Origin of the sequence: Diaphorobacter sp. HDW4A (assembly GCF_011305995.1) — a bacterium.
Lineage (GTDB): Bacteria > Pseudomonadota > Gammaproteobacteria > Burkholderiales > Burkholderiaceae_C > Diaphorobacter_A.
The window spans coordinates 4,995,747-5,015,658 of the sequence record NZ_CP049910.1 but is presented as its reverse complement, the minus strand read 5'-3'; the positions used below and the strand labels follow the sequence as shown (position 1 = coordinate 5,015,658).

Here is a 19,912-nt window from a genome sequence, read left to right as displayed (position 1 = left end):
CTCACAGCTCCTGCAATGCGTGCACGCGGTCGGGACGCCCCGACCATTGCCAGGCAAGCGAATGGCGCGATACGCCCATCAGCACGCCATTGAGCGCACTGGGGTGAATCCACAGGCCGTCGCGTTCGGTGGGCGTCTGGGTGCGACGGGTGTAGCGCTGGCCGTTTTGCTCAAGACGCGTGATGATGGCTGCCAGATCGTCGGTCTGCACGTAACACATATAGAACGCATCTCCTCGTTTGGCCGAGAAGCGCCCCATGGCGAAAGCCGGGTCGTGTGCTTCTGAAAGCTCGATGCGATCAAGACGGTCCGGATCGAACATCATGAGTGCTCCCACATAGCCGAAGCGTTCGAACGTGATGCCGACATTGCGTTCAGGCTGCAGGCCCAGGCCTTCGGAGTAGCGCGAAGCGACGTCTTGCCAGGGGGAACTCAGCACCATGGTCAGCTCGTAGAGAAACTCGACAGGGCCTTCTGCGCGTGGCTGCTTGTGCGTGCGGCTGACTACCAGTGGCAGTCCATGCAGGTCGGCAGGCTCAAGGTAGAGACGGTCATCGGCTCTGGTGAATTTCACTTTACCCGCGATCAGTTGCTGGGCAAACGCGTCCAGATCGCCAGTCGTTGCGCCTCCGTACATGAGTCCTTCGCCCCACTGATCAAGATGCTTTTGTGTGGTACCTGCTCCCAGTGGCTCGCACAACTCCACCTGGGTGGAGCCCAGCGCCATGCGCCGTACCCGAGCATTCAGCCAAGGGCTTTCGAAATCGTCGATCTTGTGCGCGGCAAGGATGTTGGAATAGTTGTGTTCGGCGTCGTCCAGCGAGCGCACGGCAACGAGAATTCTGTCTACGTAGTCAAGCATGTTGTTGTACTTCAGGATGAGGGGATGCGCCTATCTGGTCACCGGCATGGTGTGGATACGCGTCAGCGGGAAGGGGGTGCTGCAACGGTCCATCCGTTGCGGCACGTTTGCCGGCGTCAATCGATCTTGATGCCTAGCTCTTTGATCAGCGCGCCCCAACGACGGTCTTCGCTGGCAACGAAATCCCCGTATTCCTTGGGTGTGCTCGGTGTGATATCGATGTTCTGAGCCTTGAAATACTCGATGAAATCAGGTTTGGCCTGCACTTTGTGCAGCGCGGCATTTAGCTTCACCACAATAGGTTCGGGTGTGCCCTTGGGCAGATGCAGTCCAAACCAGGACGCCAGCGTGAAATTGGGCAAACCGCTTTCCACAAAAGTCGGTATGTTTGGCAGTGCAATGGAGCGCTGCGCCTTGGTCACCGCCAGCGGAACAATCTTGCCCGCCTTGATGTGTGGAAGTGCAGTGTTGATGCTGTCGAACATGAAATCCAGATTTCCGCCCAGCAAATCCGTCATGGCGGGTGCGCTGCCTTTGTAGGGCACGTGCATCACCTTGATTCCTGCCTGTTGTGCGAACAATGCCGCAGAAAGATGCGATGATGAGCCGGTTCCAAACGAACCGTAGTTCAGCTTGTCCGGGTCGCGCTTGGCTTCTTCGATGAGTTTGGCAACGCTCGGAAACTGCTTTGCTTTGCTCGCGTTGACGACCAGCACGTTGGCGCCATCGGCAACCTTGCCTACGGGAATCAGATCGCCTGATTCGTACGGCATTTTTGCCAGCAGAAACTGGTTGACGCTGACCTGTCCGATCGCGCCGAACATGACGGTATAGCCGTCTGGCTTTGCCTTCGCTACGTAGTTCGCAGCAATGGAGCCATTGGCCCCCGCGCGGTTGTCGACGATCACGGTGACTTTGAGTTCGTTCTGCAGTTCCACCGCAAGGCGGCGGGCGATCACATCGTTGATGCCTCCAGCCGGATAGCCGAGCACCAGCGTGACGGGCTTGTCCGGCCAATGGGCATCCGATTGCGCATGTGCCGTGAACGTGGTTCCCAATACACCCGTGGCAATCGACGCCAGCGCCCACTGGCTCCATCGGCGGCGCTGCGGTGAAAAGTGAACTGATCGAACTGTCATGTCTGTCTCCTGTCGCGTTGGTGGAATGAGGCCATTCTTGGACACTCCACCTCGACAAGGAAGACGCTTTGCACCGAATATGTGCGAATATCGCACACCCTCTTGCTTCTCACGGAGACACACTCACAAAGAGCCATGACGGATTCTGAAACTTTCACACGGTTCGCGCAGGTTGCGCAGCAGCATCGTGGCGACCCTGATTTCATGCAGTCCCTTGCAAGAGGCTTGCAAGTGCTGCTTGCGTTCTCTGAAAAACAGAATCCGTCCTCCGTCGCGGAAATCGCGCGGCGTACGGCGCTGGATCGAGCGGTCGTGCGTCGCTGCATCCACACGCTGGAATGTCTGGACATGGTGCGGCGCGACGGCACCAAGTATTTGCTGGACGCGAACGTCCTGAACTTGGGACATGCCTATTTCTCGTCCATTGAGCTGGTTCAACGTGCGCAGCCATCGCTTGATGCGTTGAGTGAGGCGGTGCACACCAATTGCGCGTTGGCCATGCTTAGCCGCAGTGATGTTGTCTATCTGGTGCGCTCGCAGAGCAGACGTCTCACGCAGCGCTCACTGGGCATGGGCAGCCGCTTGCCAGCGCATTGCACATCATTGGGGCGCGTATTGCTCGCGCAGCTCGACCAAGTGGATATGGATGAGTATTTCGCCCATGCGTCCCGCCCGCAGATCACACCACACACGATCACGGACGAGACGACGCTGCGCGGGATTCTTTCCAAGGTGCGCGATGCGGGGTTTGCCGTCGTCAATCAGGAGGTGGAGTTGGACCTCGTGGGAATAGCTATCCCTGTGCGGATGAAAGCATTTCCCAAACAACTTGCGCTTAGCGTCACGATCAGCCCGCGGTACACCGCCGCGAACGAAATGAAGGCCCGCTATCTTGACCGTATGCGAGAGACATCGACGCTGCTTGAGTTGCTGTAGTCAGCAATCTGAATTGCGGCCGAAGGCGATCAGCCAGACACTCAGACGCAAACACCGTGTCCATCATCGGTGACTGAACCCCAACCTCCGCGACACCATCTCCGTCACCTCGATGAGCCGTGCTCCGCTCTTCTTGAGCCCGTCCACTTCCAGCCGTTCCGCAGGCCCCGAAATCCCCAGCGCCGCCACCACATGCCCTGAAGCATCGCGGATTGGCGCGGCTGCGCCGACGACCTGGGCGCGCCATTCGCCGGTGTTGATTGCGTAGCCGTTCTGGCGGATGTCTTCGAGCTGTTTGCGCAGGTCGCCGAAGCGGACGATGGACTTGTCGGTGTAGGGCTTGAGCTTGGCTTTCACGACGCCGAGCACCTCTTCGTCGGCCCAAGCGAGCATGGCTTTGCCGGTGGCGACGCATTGGGCGGGGGCGCGGCCGCCGACGGTGGTGTAGGCGCGCACGGGCTGGGGGCTATCGATCTTTTCGATGTAGAGGACTTCGGCGCCGTCGAGGATGGACAGGTGGACGGTTTCCTGCGTTTCCTCGGCGAGCTGCTTCATGAAGGGCAGCGATTCGAGCCGCACGTCGAGCTTGGAGGAGATGCGCGAGCCGAGTTCCCACATCTTCATCGTGAGTTCGTAGCGGTTGGTCTCGGCGTTCTTGCGTGCGAAGCCTTGGTGGACCAGCGCCTGCAGCAGGCGGTGCACATTGCTTTTGTTGAGCAACAGCTGCGAGGCGAGCTCGCTCACGCCTGAGCCCTTGTCATTGCGGGCCATGGCTTCCAGGAGCACCAGCCCTTTGATGAATGTTTTGTCCAATGTAGCCGCGCTTGTTGGTGGAACTTGGCGCGATTCTACTGAACGGCTGGCGCAGCAAAACTGCGCCGCTGTGGGGCGTGAGAAACGGGCCTGTGATGGCCCTGCGGATTCAGGCGCTCAGCAGGCCCTGCTTCTCGATGAAGGCCACGACCTCGTCCAGGCCCGCGAGCGTCTTCAGATTGGTCATGACGAAGGGCTTGAGCTGGCCCTTGGGGCCGGTGCGCATGCGTTCGGTGTCGCTTCGCATCACATCGAGATTCGCGCCGACGTAGGGTGCGAGATCGGTCTTGTTGATCACGAAGAGGTCGCTCTTGGTGATGCCGGGGCCGCCCTTGCGCGGGATTTTTTCCCCGGCTGCGACGTCGATCACGTAGATGGTGAGGTCGCTGAGTTCGGGGCTGAAGGTGGCGGCCAGGTTGTCGCCGCCGGACTCGATGAAGATGATGTCGGCATCGGGAAAATCGCCGAGCATCCGGTCGATGGCCTCAAGGTTGATGGACGCATCCTCGCGGATCGCCGTGTGAGGACATCCTCCTGTTTCCACGCCCATGATGCGCTCGGCGGGCAGCGCGCCGCTGATGGTGAGCAGGCGCTGGTCTTCCTTGGTGTAGATGTCGTTGGTGATGGCGACAAGGTCCCATTTGTCGCGCATGGCCTTGCAGAGCATCTCGAGGATGGTGGTCTTTCCCGAGCCCACCGGGCCGCCGATGCCCACGCGCAACGGAGGCAGTTTCTTGGTGCGATGGGGGATGTGGTGCAGAGCGGTGGAGGTGGTGGTGTTCATGGTCGGTGATTCGATCAGGTGTTTGTCGGCTCGGGGATTGCCGAAGTGCCGTAGGCGCGTTCGACGCGGGCGATGCGGATTTCGAAATGCTCGTACCAAGTGGTGTGGCCTTGGCGCTGTGCGATCAGGTGTTCGGCGTTCTGCTTCCAGCGGCGGATGTCGGCTTCGCTTTGCCAGTACGAGACAGTGATGCCGAAGCCCTCACCATCGCGCGTGCTTTCCGCACCGAGGTAGCCGGGTTGCTCTGCTGCGAGTTCGGCCATGCGATCCGCCATGGCGGCGTAGCCCTGATCGCCGGGCGTGCGTAATGAGCTGAAGATCACCGCGTAGTAGGGCGGCTCGGGCAAGGTGGTGGCGAAACGGGACGTCGTGGTGGTGGTGGTGGTGTTCGTGTTCATGATGATGCGGGCTCCTGCCATCTGCATGTGTGGCGATTCAACTGCGGAAGATGCGCGAGTACTGGTGCTCGTGCCGCGCAGAAAGAATCGCCAGCATGGGGGAAAACGCGGCGCGCTCATTGTCCTGAAGCAATGAGGCTGTCTGCACTGCGGCCGGAATCTCGCTCGCCAGTCGCGCCAGAATGCGCTGTCCCGCGCTCTGGCCGAGTGGCACGGCCTTGATGGCGGCCTGCACCATGTTCTCGGCCCAGCCGAAGGCGTATGACAGCAGGCAGTCGGTGAGCGGCGCCTGCGTGAGCGATGCGGCGAGCGCGAAGGAGACGGGATAGCTCGGCTTGCGTCCGGAGAGCTGCGCGAGCGCGTCCACCGCCGCGTTGCCTGGGTGCTGGTTGCGCAGCCACGCGACCAGCGATTGGCCCATCTGCTCGCTCTGCAGGCGCAGCTCGCTGGTCTCGCGCGTGACCAGTACCCAGTCGTTGAGCGCCTGCACGCGTGCGACATCCTGAGCGCGCCATGCGGGGATGGTCTTCGCGATCACGGCGATGTCGCTGCGCGTCTGCGTGAGATGCAACTGATGCACGAGCCAGTCGGCGGCACTCGCCTCGTCCTGTACGAGGCCCGCTTCAATCGCGGCTTCCAGCCCTTCGGAATACGAAAACCCGCCAATCGGCAGCGCGGGCGAGGCCAGCCACATGAGCTGCAGCAGACTGTGGGGGGAGAGGGCCGGGGGGATGTCAGACATAGCGTCCAATCAGTTCTTCAATGCCCGTGATGATGGTGGTGATCGTGATCGCCGCCGTGGTCGTGATGGTCATGCCCATGGTGACCATGGTGGCTGTGTCCGTCGTTCGTCACATGGCCGCCGTAAGCGCCGCCCTCGGGCTCGAACGGCATCTCCGATTCGGTCACGATCATGTGCATGCTGCGAAGCATGGCGGCCAGCACATGGTCGGGCTCGATCTTGAGGTGATCGGGTTGCAGCTCGATGGGCACGTGGCGGTTGCCAAGGTGGTATGCCGCGCGCATCAGATCGAACGGCGTGCCGTGCGCTTTACACCATGTGATGTGCAGCACCTTCTGCGGCGCGGCGATCACGCGCACCAGCGAGCCGTCTTCGCCCACCAGCACATCACCACCGCGCACGGCCTGGCCGCGCGGCAGAAAGATGGCGAGCGCGCGGCCCGCGTTGTCGGTGGCGGCGAAGCGGCTTTTTTGGCGCACATCCCAGTCGAGTTCGACAGTGGCGGCGCGCTTTAGCAGCACGCCGGAGAGGCCCGCGCCTTGCGCGAGCAGTTTGGTCATTTGCAGCATGGCTGTGGCATCACTTATCAATCAATCGGTCGTCGCAGAACCCCAACTGCACGTGGCACGCTATATGCGTGTGGTGAGGTCTTTGTCCGGAAATTACATTAGCTCCATGGGTCAGATCGCTTCCTTTTCCTCTACCAACTCCGTTCCTTGGCAACGCTGCGGTGCCATGCATGTGGCCGTCTACGGCACGTTGCGTGCAGGCGGCGTCAACGATATCGCGCGTCTGCATCCAGGAATCCAGCGCACCGGCGTGACCGCATTGACCGGCACGCTGCACGATCTGGGCTGGTATCCCGGTCTCAGCCTGCAGGGCGAGCAGAGCGTGCTGGCGGAGGTCTATCCGCTGGACGACGCGCTGGAGCAAGTGATGGATGGCATCGAGGGCATCTGGCCGAGGGATGTGGGCGAATACGCCAAGCGTATCGTGGCGACGGATGTGCAGCTGCCCGATGGTGGATCGCGGCGGATTGATGTGCTGGTCTACGAGGCCCAGCCATCGTTTGTGCGGGGCACGCCCGTCATCGACGCCAGCGACTGGCTGGCGTGGTACGAAGCGCAGGGCAAGCCGCATTCCGATCAACCCTTTGCGCTCAGAACAGAAAGTAGCGCTGCGCCATCGGCAGACTGACCGCTGGCTCGCAAGTGAGCAATTGGCCATCGGCGCGCACGGCATAGGTCTGCGCGTCCACCTCCATGCGCGGTGCGTAGTCGTTGAGGACCATGTGGCGCTTGCCCACGCCGCGAATGCCTTTCACCGCCGACAGTGTTTTGTGCAGACCGAAGCGCTCGCCGATGCCCGCATTCAAACCGGCCTGCGATACGAAGGTGAGCGAGGTCTTGGCAATCGCGCCGCCGTAGCTGCCGAACATGGGGCGGTAGTGCACCGGCTGCGGTGTGGGGATCGACGCGTTCGGGTCGCCCATCGCGGCCATGGCGATGAAGCCGCCCTTCATGATCACCGACGGTTTGACCCCGAAAAAAGCGGGCTTCCATATCACGATGTCGGCCCATTTTCCGGGTTCGATGCTGCCCACCTCGTGGCTCACGCCGTGCGCGATGGCGGGGTTGATGGTGTATTTGGCGATGTAGCGGCGCGCGCGGAAGTTGTCATTTCGTGCACCGTCTCCGGGCAGCGCGCCGCGCTGCATTTTCATCTTGTGCGCGGTCTGCCAGGTGCGCAGGATCACCTCGCCCACGCGGCCCATGGCCTGGCTGTCGGAGCTGAACATGCTGACCGCGCCGAGGTCATGCAGGATGTCTTCGGCCGCGATGGTTTCCTTGCGGATGCGGCTTTCGGCAAACGCGAGATCCTCCGCAATCGATGGATCGAGGTGGTGGCAGACCATCAGCATGTCCACATGCTCGTCGAGGGTGTTGATGGTGTAGGGCCGCGTGGGGTTGGTGGAACTGGGCAGCACGTTGGCCTCGCCCACCACCTTGAGGATGTCGGGCGCATGGCCGCCGCCCGCGCCTTCGGTATGGAAGGTGTGGATGGTGCGGCCCTTGAATGCGGCCACGGTGTCTTCCACAAAGCCGCTTTCGTTGAGCGTATCGGTGTGGATCGCCACCTGCGTATCGGTCTCTTCGGCCACGTTCAGGCAGTTGTCGATGGCGGCAGGCGTGCTGCCCCAGTCTTCGTGCAGCTTGAGGCCGATGGCGCCCGCGTTGATCTGCTCGTGCAGCGCACCTGGCAGGCTGGCGTTGCCCTTGCCCAGAAAGCCGAGGTTCATCGGGAACGCGTCGGCGGCCTGCAGCATGCGCTCCATGTTCCAGGGGCCTGGTGTGCAGGTGGTGGCGAAGGTGCCGGTGGCGGGGCCCGTGCCGCCGCCGATCATGGTGGTCACGCCGCTCGCGAGGGCTTCTTCGATCTGCTGTGGTGCGATGAAGTGGATGTGCGAATCGATGCCGCCTGCGGTGACGATGCAGCCTTCGCAGCTGATGATTTCGGTGCCGGGGCCGATGATGATGTCGACGCCCGGTTGGGTGTCGGGGTTACCTGCTTTGCCGATGGCGGCGATGCGGCCGTTCTTCAATCCGATGTCGGCTTTGACGATGCCCCAGTGGTCGAGGATGAGAGCGTTGGTCAGCACTGTGTCCATCGCGCCTTCTGCTCTGGTTCTTTGGCTTTGGGCCATGCCGTCGCGGATGGTTTTGCCACCGCCGAATTTGACTTCTTCGCCGTAGGAGCCTGCTTGTAAGGTGTAGTCGTTTTCGACCTCGATGATGAGGTCGGTGTCGGCTAGCCTCAGTCGGTCGCCTGTCGTCGGGCCGAAGGTTTCGGCGTAGGCTTGTTTATCTATCTTTGCCATGATGGGGTGCTCTCATCGGTGGTGGCTTTGTTGAGGCGCTGCTGTTCGCCGCGCGCTCTCCCTCTTGCTCCCTCTCCCGCTTGCGGGGGAGGGTTGGGGTGGGGGCTGGTTTTCGGTTTTTTGCTTTTGCTGTTTGTTTGAGCGCGGAGGCCGGGACTGCCCCCGGCGGGGCAATCACTTTTTGCTTGCGCGCAAAAAGTAATCAAAAACGCGCTTTGAATACCTCCGGCAGAACTCACTGCGCGCTGGCGCGCTCCGTTCGGACAACCGCCGGAAGTCAGATGGGGGGAGGTGTTTGCGGCACTTCGCTGCGCTCGTGCTCGCATCAGATGCCGCCCATGATCAATCCTCGGAAGCCATAAATTTGGCGGTCGCCTGCGAAGGGGACTAGTTCCACGGTGCGTTGCTGGCCGGGCTCGAAGCGCACTGCCATGCCGCTGGCTATGTTCAGGCGCATGCCGTGGGCTGCGGTGCGGTCGAAGGAGAGGCCGGCGTTGGTTTCGGCGAAGTGGTAGTGCGATCCGACCTGGATGGGGCGGTCGCTGGCGTTTTTCACTACGAGCGTGACGACCTCGCGGCCGGTGTTGAGTTCGTGGTGGCCTTCGTCGATGAGCAGTTCGCCGGGGATCATGGTGTGCCTCTCGGTGGTTTCTTTTCTGGCGGGTCAGGCCAGGCGGGTGAGCATGAAAGCGCCCAGCAGTGCGGTCGCGATGCCGCCTGCGCGGGCGATCCATGGGTGGCGTTGGAGCACTGCGTTGCCGAGGCCCATGCCGGCGAGATGCAGGGTGGTGGATCCCAGTGCCATGCCTGCTAGTGCAGCTGCTGCCATCAGTCCAGTGTTTGCAGAGAGTTCGGCGCCGTGGGCTGCGCCGTGGAAGAAGGCGAAGGTGCCTGCGAGCAGGGCCGCGATGCTCCAGGGCATGCGTTTTTGTACCGCCACCAGCAGGCCGAGCACGAGCACCGAGGCGGCGATCATGGGCTCCACGCCGGGGACTACGAGGCCCGCGAATCCTGCGATGCAGCCTGCGACGAGCAGCGCGATGAAGGCGAGTGGGGCACGCCACATGGGGCGTACGGCGAGGGCGCTCCAGACGCCTACCGCCACCATGGCGGCGAGGTGATCTGCGCCGGTGAAGGGGTGGGCGAAGGCCTGCAGGAAGCTGTCGAGCGCGCTATGGCTGTGCGCGTGCTCACCGACATGGGCCATGGCGGTGAAGGGAGTGGCGGCGAGTGTGGCGGCGGTCAGCAGGTGGCGGGTGATCTTGTTCTTCATGGTGGTGTCCGGGGTGTGTCGATGTGCTGTGTTTCAGACAATGGGCTGGTGCACGGTGACGAGCTTGGTGCCATCGGGAAAGGTGGCTTCGACCTGGATGTCGGGGATCATCTCGGCGATGCCGTCCATCACGTCGTCACGCGTGAGGTAGGTGCGGCCCTCGCTCATGAGTTGGGCGACGGTCTTGCCGTCGCGTGCGCCCTCCATCACGGCGGCGCTGATGAAGGCGATTGATTCCGGATAGTTGAGCTTGAGCCCGCGCGCCTTGCGGCGTTCGGCCAGCAGGGCGGCGGTGAAGATGAGCAGCTTGTCTTTTTCGCGTGGGGTGAGTTCCATCGGCGTGTTCCTGAGATTGCGAAGAGATTTGCAAAAAGCGGGCCACATCTCATTTTGGTGAGCGGGCAGGCACTGCAAGCGTGCATGGCGCACCGGAAAGGGCAGGGCCGATTGTGCGCCGTCTGCAAGCTGGTGCAAGCCATTGCGAACGCCCCGACATGGTGCGTTCGAGCTGGCGCTGTTGGTGCGCGCCGGACGCCACATGCACCTGCGTCGTGAGCGTCCTCATTCATGCGCACCGCGTGTGCCCTCTCAGGCGGCAGCAGACGGGAGTGGTTGGCACAGCAATTGCACTGATGGTGCACGGTCGCTTTGGACCGGTCAATTCTTCCTCTTACTGGAGTGGTGCAATGATGAACCGTCGCGGAACACTTACTACGCTGGCTGCTTCGCTGGCTCTGGGTCTTGGTCTCACTGCTAACGTGCATGCGCAGGACACCATCAAGGTGGGCGTGCTGCACAGCCTCTCGGGCACGATGGCGATTTCGGAAACCGTGCTCAAGGACACGGTGCTGATGGCCATCGACGACATCAACGCCAAGGGCGGCGTGCTCGGCAAGAAGCTGGAGCCGGTGATCGTCGACCCGGCCTCCAACTGGCCGCTGTTCGCCGAGAAGGCCAAGCAGCTGATCACCCAGGACAAGGTGGCCGTGGTGTTCGGCTGCTGGACGAGCGTGTCGCGCAAGTCGGTGCTACCGGTGTTCGAGCAGAACAACGGCCTGCTGTTCTACCCCGTGCAGTACGAGGGCGAAGAGCTTTCCAAGAACGTTTTCTATACCGGTGCAGCGCCTAACCAGCAGGCGATCCCTGCGGTCGAATACCTGATGAGCAAGGAGGGCGGCGGCGCCAAGCGCTTCGTGCTGCTGGGCACGGACTACGTGTACCCGCGCACCACGAACAAGATCCTGCGCGCCTTCCTCAAGTCCAAGGGCGTGAAGGAATCCGACATCATGGAAACCTACACCCCGTTCGGCCACAGCGATTACCAGACCATCGTTGCTGACGTGAAGAAGTTCTCGACGGGCGGTAAGACGGCGGTGATCTCGACGATCAACGGCGACTCCAACGTGCCCTTCTATAAGGAACTCGGCAACGCGGGCCTGAAAGCCAAGGACGTGCCGGTCGTCGCCTTCAGCGTGGGTGAAGAGGAACTGCGCGGCGTGGACACCAAGCCGCTCGTGGGCCACCTGGCCGCATGGAATTATTTTCAGAGCGTGAAGAACCCCACGAACACCGCCTTCATCAAGCAGTGGAGCGAATACGCGAAGGCCAAGGCCATTCCCGGCCACAAGGACAAGCCGCTCACCAACGACCCGATGGAAGCCACCTGGGTGGGCATCCACATGTGGAAGCAGGCGGTGGAAAAGGCCAAGTCCACCGACGTGGACAAGGTCATTGCCGCGATGGCGGGCCAGACCTTTACCGCGCCTGATGGCTTCACCGTGAAGATGGACGAGAAGAACCACCACCTGCACAAGCCGGTGATGGTCGGCGAGATCAAGGCCGACGGTCAGTTCAACGTGGTGTGGAAGACCAAGGGTCCGGTGAAGGCCCAGCCATGGAGTCCGTTCATCGAAGGCAATGACAAGAAAAAGGACGAGCCGGACGGGAAATCCGCTCTTTGAGCGGGTACACCCCCTGAGTCGCTTCGCGCCTTCCCCCCGCTCTTGAAACGCGTTGCGTTTCTGGCAGGGGGACGCAGTCCTCGCTGCGGGGCGGCCCTTAGCAAGCCTGCCCTCGCCTGGCGCGCGCCAGTTTCGTAGGTTGAAGGCGGCGCTAACGCCGTGGACAACCGATTTCCCCGGCGGCGGCGTCCTTTGCACACGCGAGAAAAATGACCATGAGATTCATGCTCCGTATCCCCTCAGTTTTTTCAGCGCTGGCGCTTTCGTTGGGCCTGTGCAGCATGGCCCATGCCCTCACCGCCGAGCAGGCCTTCCGGATGGCCGCGGCCGACGACACAGAGCAGCGCGTGGCCGCCATCAACGAGGCCGTGCAGACGACCGATGCGCAGGTCGCCGCGTTCCTCGCTGCGCTTGCCAATGACGAGGTGAAGACCGCCAACGGCAAGGCCTTTATCGTGCAGAACGACAAGGCCATCGACCCCGCGACCGGCAAGGTTGCCACGCTGCCCGCTGATCCGGAAGACGTGGTCAACAACAACTACCTGCGCGGCGTGATTGACATGGCGCAGGCGGCTCTGGCATTGAACAGCAGCGATGTGTCGGAGCGCCGCAGCGCAGCCGCCAAGATCGCGGCCGAGCCCGATGCGTCGCGGGTCGAGATGATCGACAAGGTGCTCGCCAAGGAGACCGACACGCAGGTCAAGTCCCTGCTCGAACGCGCCAAGGCTGCGAGCCAGCTCGCGAGCGAAGACCCGCAGCAGCGCCTGCACGCCATCGGCGCGCTCGCGCAGGAAAAGACGCCCGAGACGCAGTTGCTGCTGAACCAGCGCATGGCCGACGAGCAGGATCCTGCCGTCATGAAGGCGCTGCAGCGCGCCGTGGCCGAGATTGCCGACAGCCTGACCTGGGGCGAGCGCCTGGGCGAAATCTTCAGCGGCATCAGCCTCGGCTCCGTGCTGCTGCTGGCGGCGCTCGGGCTTGCCATCACGTATGGGTTGATGGGCGTGATCAACATGGCGCACGGCGAGCTGATCATGATCGGCGCGTATGCGACCTACATGGTGCAGGTGCTGTTTCAGCGCTACATGCCCGAGTCGGCCTTCGGCTGGTATCTGGTGCTCGCGATTCCGGTGTCCTTTCTCGTGTCGGCGCTGGTCGGCGCAATTCTCGAGCGCGGCGTGATTCGCTTTCTCTACGGCCGTCCGCTCGAAACTTTGCTTGCCACCTTCGGCATCAGCCTCGTGCTGCAGCAGACCGTGCGCAGCCTGTTCGGTGCGCAGAATGTGGGTGTGGAAAACCCCTCGTGGATGAGCGGCGGCCTCGCGCTGTTGCCCAATCTCACGCTGCCGTGGAACCGCATCTGCATCGTGATCTTCGCGTTTCTCGTGCTTGGTGGGGTGACCTTCATGATTGCGCGCACTCGCCTCGGGCTGTTCGTGCGCGGCGTCACGCAGAACCGGGCGATGGCGTCGTGCGTGGGCGTGAACACCGCGCGCACCGACACCTATGCCTTCGCGCTCGGCTCGGGCATCGCGGGGCTCGCGGGTTGCGCGCTCAGCCAGATCGGCAATGTGGGGCCGGACCTGGGGCAGAACTACATCGTCGATTCGTTCCTCGTCGTGGTGCTCGGCGGCGTTGGCCAGTTGGCCGGAACCGTGTATGCCGCGCTCGGCCTCGGTGTGCTGTCCAAGTTGCTCGAAGGTTGGACCGGCGCGGTGCTCGCCAAGATCGCCGTGTTGCTCTTCATCGTGATCTTCATTCAAAAGCGTCCGCAAGGCATCTTCGCCTTGAAGGGCCGCAGTGCGGAGGCCTGACGACATGACCACCCATCACCCTGTCCTTGAATTGCCCAAGCCCGCATCGCTTCTCAGCGGGCGCGGTTGGAGCCTTTTTCTCATCGCCTTCATCATCGTCACCGCCGTTGCGCCCGCGCTCAATCTCATGGTGCCCGAGGGCCATGCGCTGCATCTCTCGGACTACATGATCGGCCTGCTCGGCAAGTTCATGTGCTATGCGATCTGCGCGCTCGCCATCGACCTGATCTGGGGCTACACCGGCATCCTGAGTCTGGGCCACGGGCTGTTCTTCGCGCTCGGCGGTTATGTGATGGGCATGTATCTGATGCGCGAGGCCTCGGGGCCGGATGCGCTGCCGCCCTTCATGGTGTTCCTCGACTGGAAGGAACTGCCATGGGCCTGGTCGCTGTCGGGCAGCTTCATCGCCACCGTGTTGCTGGTGCTGCTCGTGCCGGGGCTGCTCGCGGGGCTGTTCGGCTATTTTGCGTTCCGCTCGCGGATCAAGGGCGTGTATTTTTCGATCATCACGCAGGCGCTCACCTACGCGGCCATGCTGCTGTTCTTCCGCAACGAAACGGGCTTTGGCGGCAACAATGGCTTCACCGGATTCAAGACGATTCTGGGCTTCTCGCTGAACACGCCGCAGATGCATGTGCTGCTGTTCTCGCTCTCGGGCATCGCGCTGCTCGGCTGCTATCTGCTCGCGCGCTGGCTGGTGCAGAGCAAGTTCGGCCGCGTGCTGCAGGCCGTGCGCGACGCGGAGACGCGCACCATGTTCTGCGGCTACAACCCGCTGCAGTACAAGCTCACGATCTGGGTGATCTCGGCGATGATGTGCGGCCTTGCGGGCGCGCTCTATGTGCCGCAGGTCGGCATCATCAACCCGAGCGAGATGAGCGTCGGCAACTCCATCGAAATGGCGGTGTGGACGGCGGTGGGCGGGCGCGCGACGCTCGTCGGACCGATCATCGGCGCCTTCGCCGTCAACGGCGGCAAGAGCTGGCTGACCATGGCCGCACCCGAGTACTGGCTCTACGTGCTGGGTCTGCTGTTCATCGCCGTCACGCTGTTCATGCCCGGCGGCATCGTGGGCTTGGCGCGCCAGTGGCGCGAGCACCGCGCGGCGCGCGCAGCGACCCGCGTCGCGCCTTCTGACAAGGCCGCGCGCAGCACACCGCAGACATCCACCATCACAAAGGGAGCACGCGCATGACGCCCGATCTCATGGAAGCCGGTACCGAGCGCATGGTCCACCTGCACCATCTGCAGGCCACGGTGGGCGCGACCGAATCGGGCGGGCGCACGGCCAGCATGGCGCGGCCGGTGATTGCGGGCGAGGTCGACGTGACGCACGGGCGCATTCTCTATCTTGAAGATGTGCATGTGAGCTTCGACGGCTTCAAGGCCATCAACGGTCTGAACCTCGATATCGCGCCCGGCGAGCTGCGCTGCATCATCGGTCCCAACGGTGCGGGCAAGACCACGATGATGGACATCATCACCGGCAAGACCCGGCCCGACCGAGGCACGGTGTACTTCGGCTCCACCATCGATCTGCTGCGCTACAACGAGCCGCAGATCGCGGCGCTCGGCATAGGCCGCAAGTTCCAGAAGCCCACGGTGTTCGAGCAGCTCTCGGTGTTCGAGAACCTTGAACTTGCGCTCAAGACGCACAAGGGCGTCGCGCAGTCGATGAACTTCCGACTCACCGGCGCGCAGAAGGACCGCATCGCCGAGGTGCTGCACACCATCCATCTGGCGGGCAGCGTGACGCGTCAGGCCGGGCTGCTGAGCCACGGGCAGAAGCAGTGGCTGGAGATCGGCATGCTGCTGGTGCAGGAGCCCAAGCTGCTGCTGCTCGACGAGCCCGTGGCCGGCATGACCGACGAGGAAACCGTGCGCACTGCCGAGCTGTTTTTGAGCCTCAAGGGCAAGCACTCGCTGATGGTGGTGGAGCACGACATGTCGTTCATCGACACCATCTCCGAGAAGGTCACGGTGCTGTGTGATGGCGCGGTGCTCGCCGAAGGAACGCTCGCCGAAGTGCAGGCCGACGAACGCGTGATTGAAGTCTATCTGGGACGCTGACACACCATGCTCAAGATCGAAAACCTGCATCAGTACTACGGCGGCTCGCATATCTTGCGCGACGTGAACCTCAAGGCCGAAAAAGGCAAGGTCACTGTGCTGCTCGGCCGCAACGGCGTGGGCAAGACCACGCTGCTCAAGAGCCTGATGGGGCTCGTTCCCATCAAGAGCGGCAAGATCGAATGGCAGGGCGTGGACATCTCGCGCCGCGCGCCGTATGACCGCGCGCGCAGCGGCATGGGTTATGTGCCCCAGGGTCGCGAAATTTTTTCGCGCCTATCAGTCGAAGACAACCTGCGCATGGGGCTGGCCTACAAGAGCGGCGGCGCGCAGGTTCCGACCGAGCTGTTCGAGCTGTTCCCCGTGCTCAAGACCATGCTGCACCGGCGCGGCGGCGATCTCTCGGGCGGTCAGCAGCAGCAGCTCGCCATCGCGCGCGCACTCGCGCCGAAGCCGCAAATTTTGATCCTCGACGAGCCGACCGAAGGCATCCAGCCCAGCATCATCAAGGACATCGGCCGCGTGATCCGCATGCTCGCCAATCGCGGCGACATGGCGATCCTGCTGTGCGAGCAGTACTACGATTTTGCAGAAGAGCTGGCCGATCACTACGTCGTCATGGAACGCGGAGAAGTCATTGCCAGCGGCCCCGGCCACGAGATGCAATCCAAAGGCGTGCGCCAGCTAGTTGCTATATGAGGAACACTCCCCTGAGGCGCTTGGCGCCTTCCCCTCGCTCTCGAAACGCGTTGCGTTTCGGGCAGGGGGACGCAGCCAGCGCGGCGGGGCGGCCCTTGCGCGGCTGCTCTCGCCTGGCGCGCGCCGGTTTCAGGCGTTGTGGGTAACGGAGTTGCTTCGTCGCTTTTTCGATTTCTCCTTTTCTCCGTTTCTCCATTTCAATGTTTTAATCAGCGCCCATGGTTTGGCACGCCCGTCTCGATCTTGATTATTCGCAGCGCAATGACGCCACGCGGCTGCACTTCAGCCACGACGGCCCGCTGCGTGTGCTGCGCAGCCTGCATCCGGAGGGCCCGGGCATCTGCCACAACGTGCTCGTCCATCCACCGGGCGGCATCGTCGGCGGCGACCTGCTTGATGTGACGGTGCGCGCGCAGGAAGGCGCGCATGGCCTCATCACCACCCCTGGCGCCACGCGCTTTTATCGCAGCAACGGACAGCAGGGCATGCAGCGCACCCGGATCACGCTGGCGTCCGGCGCGCGCCTCGAATGGCTGCCGCTCGAAACCATCGCCTACAACGATTGCGACGCGGTGAACGAGCTGCAATTGGACCTCGCGCCGGATTCGCAGCTCATCGCCTGGGACATCACCGCGTTTGGTCTGCCGCATGCCGACGCGCCTTATGAGCAGGGCCGTTTCGTTCAGCACATCGACTGGCCCGGCCGTTTTCTCGAACGCGGCGTGATCGACGCGCAGGACGACCGCCTGATGAACGGCCCGCTTGGCCTTGCGGGCGCACGCTGCATGGGCAGCCTCATCCTCGCCGGCGGCACCGCCTTGCCGCGCGCGCTGCGCGAACAGTTGCTTGAAGTCACGCACGCGATGCTGGTCGATCTGCCGGAGGGCGTGATCGCCGGGGTGACGGCGCCCAATGCGCACATGATCGTGCTACGCGGCCTCTCGCCCGTGGTGGAGCCGCTGATGCTGCTGTGGCAGCGCGTGTGGGCCGAATGGCGTATGCTCTGGTGGCAGTTACCCGGCACGCGGCCGCGCATCTGGGCGACGTAAGCGCGCTCTAGTGGTTTGCTTTTGACGAGCCAGAGCGCCTCGCCAGAATCCCGGCTCACCTCATCCTCATTTCTGATTTTCACGGTTGATGCCCTCACCGCCCCGCGTTGCAGCGCAGGGCGCGGGGCATCCGTTGGCTTGCATGTCGTCCCCGAAGCACATCTCCTCATCCTCATCATCATTCTTCTCGCGCGCCGAATGGGCGCCGAGCATCCCGCGCGAACTCATGGCCGGTGCGGTCGCCACGTTCGCGCTGATTCCCGAAGTCATCGCGTTCTCGTTCGTCGCCGGGGTCGATCCGGCGGTCGGGTTGTTCGCCTCGTTCGTCATCAGCCTGGTGATCGCGTTTGTCGGCGGACGACCTGCAATGGTCTCGGCCGCAGCGGGCTCGGTCGCGCTCGTGGCCGCGCCGCTGGTGCATGTGCATGGCGTGCAATACCTGTTCGCTGCGGGCATTCTCGCGGGCGTCATGCAGCTGCTGTTTGGTTGGCTGAAGCTTGGTGTGCTGATGCGCTTTGTCTCAGGCTCCGTGCGCACCGGTTTTGTCAACGCGCTCGCCATCCTGATCTTCTCGGCGCAGATGCCGCATCTGTTCGGTGCGAACGGCGCTACCTGGATCATGTGCGCCGTTGGGCTGCTCATCATCTACGGTCTGCCGCGCATCACCACTGTCGTCCCGTCGCCGCTGGTGTGCATCGTCGTGCTCACGCTTCTCGCGCAGTGGCTGCACCTGCCGCTCAAGACCGTGGCCGATCTGGGTGCGTTGCCCCAGGGGCTGCCGCAGTTCGGGCTGCCGGACGTGCCTTTCAATCTGGAGACGCTGCAGCTCATCGCGCTGCCCGCGCTCGCCATCGCCATGGTCGGCCTGCTTGAATCGATGATGACCGCCAGCGTGGTCGATGAACTCACCGACACCCCCAGCGCCAAGAACCGCGAATGCAGCGGCCTCGGCGCGGCCAACATCGCCGCCAGCCTGTTTGGTGGAATAGCAGGCTGCGGCATGATCGGCCAGAGCGTCAGCAATGTGCGCTACGGCGGCCGCGGCCGCCTGTCCACCCTGTTCGCCGGAGCCTTCCTGCTGATCCTGATGGTGCTGCTCAAACCGTGGGTATCGCAAGTCCCCGTCGCAGCGCTCGTCGCCATCATGGTGATGGTCTCGGCCTCCACCTTCGACTGGGGCTCGCTGCGCACGCTGGCCAAACACCCCAAGCTCTCCAGCACCGTGATGCTGGCAACGGTGGCGGTCACCGTCGCCACGGACAACCTCGCCGCCGGTGTCGGCGTGGGCGTGCTGCTGAGCGGCGTGTTCTTCGCGTTCAAAGTGTCGCGGCTGCTGTCGGTGACCATGATGGAAAGCGATTCCGCTGTGACCTATCAGGTACGCGGGCAAGTCTTCTTCGCGTCTGCCGACAAGTTCATCGAGAGTTTTGATATGCGGGTAGTGGCGGGGCGTGATGTGGTGATCGATCTGCACTCAGCCCACTTCTGGGACATGACGGCGTTGGCTGCGCTGGAGAAAATCGAAGAACGCCTGCGCAAATATGGAAGCACCGTGGAGATCGTTGGCTTGAAGCATGCGGTGGGTGGGGGAACGATCACGTCTGTGGTCAGGATCGATTGAGGACGCTTTGGGCACATCCAAAGCTTCCAGAATCACGTCCAACGCGGGACAGGCAAACTTGTGCAGAACGGTGAGCCAGACTCTTCCGTAGTGGCGGGATTGCACATCATGAGCTACTGTGCGCGAATCTCCGCTTGCGACCCGTAGTTGAAGCTAACCTGCAGCCAACAGAAGCGTCGAAAGCGGGTGAAGCCCTTCATAATAAAGACCTAACCCCCCCCCCACTTGTTCGAGATGCCTACCTTTCATTATGGATAAATTGTTGCTGCAGCAGCAGGTGCTGGAACGGCTCACCGAGGACCTGCTGCAAGCCGAGCAGGCAGCACGGGCGGCCCACGAGGCGGCAACTCACGAAGAAAACATCGCCGAAAACAAATACGACACATTGGGTCTCGAAGCCGCTTACTTGGCCACTGGTCAAGCTCGTCGCGCCGAAGCCATCCGTCAAGCGATTTCCCATTGGCAGCAGTTCCGCCCGCGCCCCTACAACGCCAGCGAAGGTATACGGCTCGGCGCGTTGGTCTGTCTGGTGGATTCCGACGACAAGCCGCAAAAGCTCTTTCTCGGTCCGGCTGGGGGCAGCATGAAGTTGGTCAGCGGCGCTGAACTCGTTCAGGTCATCAGCAGCGAAGCTCCCTTGGGCAGGGCGATGCTGGGCAAGTGCGAGGGTGATGAGATATCGATACAGGCTGCTCCAATCCGACAGCAGTTTGAGGTGTTGCGGGTTCATTAAGTCGCAAGCAAGCTCACACTGAATTGATCAGAAATTTTTCATCCCCAGTCTTTTGGGACCACTCCTAACCGGCTGCTGTCCTTGCCAAGTAGACAGTTGTGTTTTTGAAGAGGGTTGTCTCACTTGTTGTGATGAGCTGC

21 protein-coding genes are annotated in these 19,912 nt (G+C 62.5%); 10 read left to right on the top strand and 11 right to left on the bottom strand.

The genetic code is table 11. The features are described 5' to 3' along the window. Position 1: 1 nt before the first annotated feature. Both G7047_RS23045 and G7047_RS23040 read right to left on the bottom strand, forming a co-directional pair. On the bottom strand, positions 2-862 hold the full coding sequence (locus G7047_RS23045; protein ID WP_166310354.1) for a VOC family protein: 861 nt from the start codon (positions 860-862) through the stop codon (positions 2-4). 116 nt (positions 863-978) lie between these two features. After that, positions 979-2,001: a tripartite tricarboxylate transporter substrate binding protein gene (locus G7047_RS23040; RefSeq protein ID WP_166310352.1), complete on the bottom strand. Its 1,023-nt coding sequence runs from the start codon at positions 1,999-2,001 to the stop codon at positions 979-981. Between the two features lie 135 nt (positions 2,002-2,136). Here G7047_RS23040 and G7047_RS23035 point away from each other — a divergent pair, with 135 nt between their 5' ends. Next, a complete protein-coding gene (locus tag G7047_RS23035) occupies positions 2,137-2,937 on the top strand; it encodes an IclR family transcriptional regulator C-terminal domain-containing protein (RefSeq protein ID WP_371813822.1) in 801 nt (266 codons plus the stop codon). Between the two features lie 63 nt (positions 2,938-3,000). Here G7047_RS23035 and G7047_RS23030 read toward each other — a convergent pair whose 3' ends face one another. The 5 genes from G7047_RS23030 to ureE all read right to left on the bottom strand — a co-directional run bounded on the left by G7047_RS23030 (position 3,001) and on the right by ureE (position 6,234). Continuing rightward, positions 3,001-3,750, bottom strand: coding sequence for an IclR family transcriptional regulator (locus G7047_RS23030; RefSeq protein ID WP_166310348.1), 750 nt, complete (start codon positions 3,748-3,750; stop codon positions 3,001-3,003). Between the two features lie 109 nt (positions 3,751-3,859). Beyond that, the gene (gene ureG, locus G7047_RS23025; RefSeq protein WP_166310346.1) at positions 3,860-4,534 is read right to left on the bottom strand and encodes an urease accessory protein UreG; all 675 of its coding nucleotides are present in this window, start codon (positions 4,532-4,534) and stop codon (positions 3,860-3,862) included. Positions 4,535-4,548: 14 nt separating this feature from the next. Then, positions 4,549-4,932: an antibiotic biosynthesis monooxygenase gene (locus tag G7047_RS23020; RefSeq protein WP_166310344.1), complete on the bottom strand. Its 384-nt coding sequence runs from the start codon at positions 4,930-4,932 to the stop codon at positions 4,549-4,551. Between the two features lie 37 nt (positions 4,933-4,969). Next, on the bottom strand, positions 4,970-5,674 hold the full coding sequence (locus G7047_RS23015; RefSeq protein WP_166310342.1) for an urease accessory protein UreF: 705 nt from the start codon (positions 5,672-5,674) through the stop codon (positions 4,970-4,972). Between the two features lie 17 nt (positions 5,675-5,691). Further along, a complete protein-coding gene (gene ureE / locus G7047_RS23010) occupies positions 5,692-6,234 on the bottom strand; it encodes an urease accessory protein UreE (RefSeq protein ID WP_371813821.1) in 543 nt (180 codons plus the stop codon). 115 nt (positions 6,235-6,349) lie between these two features. Here ureE and G7047_RS23005 point away from each other — a divergent pair, with 115 nt between their 5' ends. Then, positions 6,350-6,871: a gamma-glutamylcyclotransferase gene (locus G7047_RS23005; RefSeq protein ID WP_240939226.1), complete on the top strand. Its 522-nt coding sequence runs from the start codon at positions 6,350-6,352 to the stop codon at positions 6,869-6,871. Here the strand turns inward: G7047_RS23005 and ureC are convergent. From ureC to G7047_RS22985, 4 genes are all read right to left on the bottom strand, one after another. Beyond that, positions 6,834-8,552: an urease subunit alpha gene (gene ureC, locus G7047_RS23000; protein WP_166310338.1), complete on the bottom strand. Its 1,719-nt coding sequence runs from the start codon at positions 8,550-8,552 to the stop codon at positions 6,834-6,836. The two genes, G7047_RS23005 and ureC, sit on opposite strands and share 38 nt — an antisense overlap. Positions 8,553-8,877: 325 nt before the next feature. Continuing rightward, positions 8,878-9,183: an urease subunit beta gene (locus G7047_RS22995; protein WP_166310336.1), complete on the bottom strand. Its 306-nt coding sequence runs from the start codon at positions 9,181-9,183 to the stop codon at positions 8,878-8,880. Positions 9,184-9,216: 33 nt separating this feature from the next. After that, positions 9,217-9,825, bottom strand: coding sequence for a HupE/UreJ family protein (locus G7047_RS22990; RefSeq protein ID WP_166310334.1), 609 nt, complete (start codon positions 9,823-9,825; stop codon positions 9,217-9,219). Positions 9,826-9,858: 33 nt separating this feature from the next. Then, positions 9,859-10,161, bottom strand: coding sequence for an urease subunit gamma (locus G7047_RS22985; protein WP_166310332.1), 303 nt, complete (start codon positions 10,159-10,161; stop codon positions 9,859-9,861). A 353-nt stretch (positions 10,162-10,514) separates the two neighbouring features. Between G7047_RS22985 and urtA the strand changes: the two genes are divergently transcribed. The 8 genes from urtA (at position 10,515) to G7047_RS22945 (ending at position 19,772) form a co-directional block, all read left to right on the top strand. Further along, positions 10,515-11,786: an urea ABC transporter substrate-binding protein gene (gene urtA, locus G7047_RS22980; RefSeq protein ID WP_166312219.1), complete on the top strand. Its 1,272-nt coding sequence runs from the start codon at positions 10,515-10,517 to the stop codon at positions 11,784-11,786. 224 nt (positions 11,787-12,010) lie between these two features. Beyond that, complete coding sequence (gene urtB, locus G7047_RS22975; RefSeq protein WP_166312218.1) at positions 12,011-13,600, top strand: urea ABC transporter permease subunit UrtB; 1,590 nt, start codon at positions 12,011-12,013, stop codon at positions 13,598-13,600. Positions 13,601-13,604: 4 nt separating this feature from the next. Further along, positions 13,605-14,795 carry an urea ABC transporter permease subunit UrtC gene (gene urtC / locus G7047_RS22970; RefSeq protein WP_166310330.1) on the top strand — a complete coding sequence of 397 codons (1,191 nt, stop codon included), beginning with the start codon at positions 13,605-13,607 and terminating at the stop codon, positions 14,793-14,795. Next, positions 14,792-15,670, top strand: coding sequence for an urea ABC transporter ATP-binding protein UrtD (urtD, locus tag G7047_RS22965; protein WP_166310328.1), 879 nt, complete (start codon positions 14,792-14,794; stop codon positions 15,668-15,670). Before urtC ends, urtD begins: the two co-directional genes overlap by 4 nt. Before the next feature lie 6 nt (positions 15,671-15,676). Next, a complete protein-coding gene (gene urtE, locus G7047_RS22960; RefSeq protein WP_166310326.1) occupies positions 15,677-16,369 on the top strand; it encodes an urea ABC transporter ATP-binding subunit UrtE in 693 nt (230 codons plus the stop codon). 218 nt (positions 16,370-16,587) lie between these two features. Next, positions 16,588-17,418 carry an urease accessory protein UreD gene (locus G7047_RS22955; RefSeq protein WP_166310324.1) on the top strand — a complete coding sequence of 277 codons (831 nt, stop codon included), beginning with the start codon at positions 16,588-16,590 and terminating at the stop codon, positions 17,416-17,418. A 142-nt stretch (positions 17,419-17,560) separates the two neighbouring features. Continuing rightward, positions 17,561-19,039, top strand: coding sequence for a SulP family inorganic anion transporter (locus G7047_RS22950; protein ID WP_166310322.1), 1,479 nt, complete (start codon positions 17,561-17,563; stop codon positions 19,037-19,039). A 250-nt stretch (positions 19,040-19,289) separates the two neighbouring features. Continuing rightward, positions 19,290-19,772: a GreA/GreB family elongation factor gene (locus G7047_RS22945; RefSeq protein ID WP_166310320.1), complete on the top strand. Its 483-nt coding sequence runs from the start codon at positions 19,290-19,292 to the stop codon at positions 19,770-19,772. Positions 19,773-19,912 lie beyond the last annotated feature (140 nt).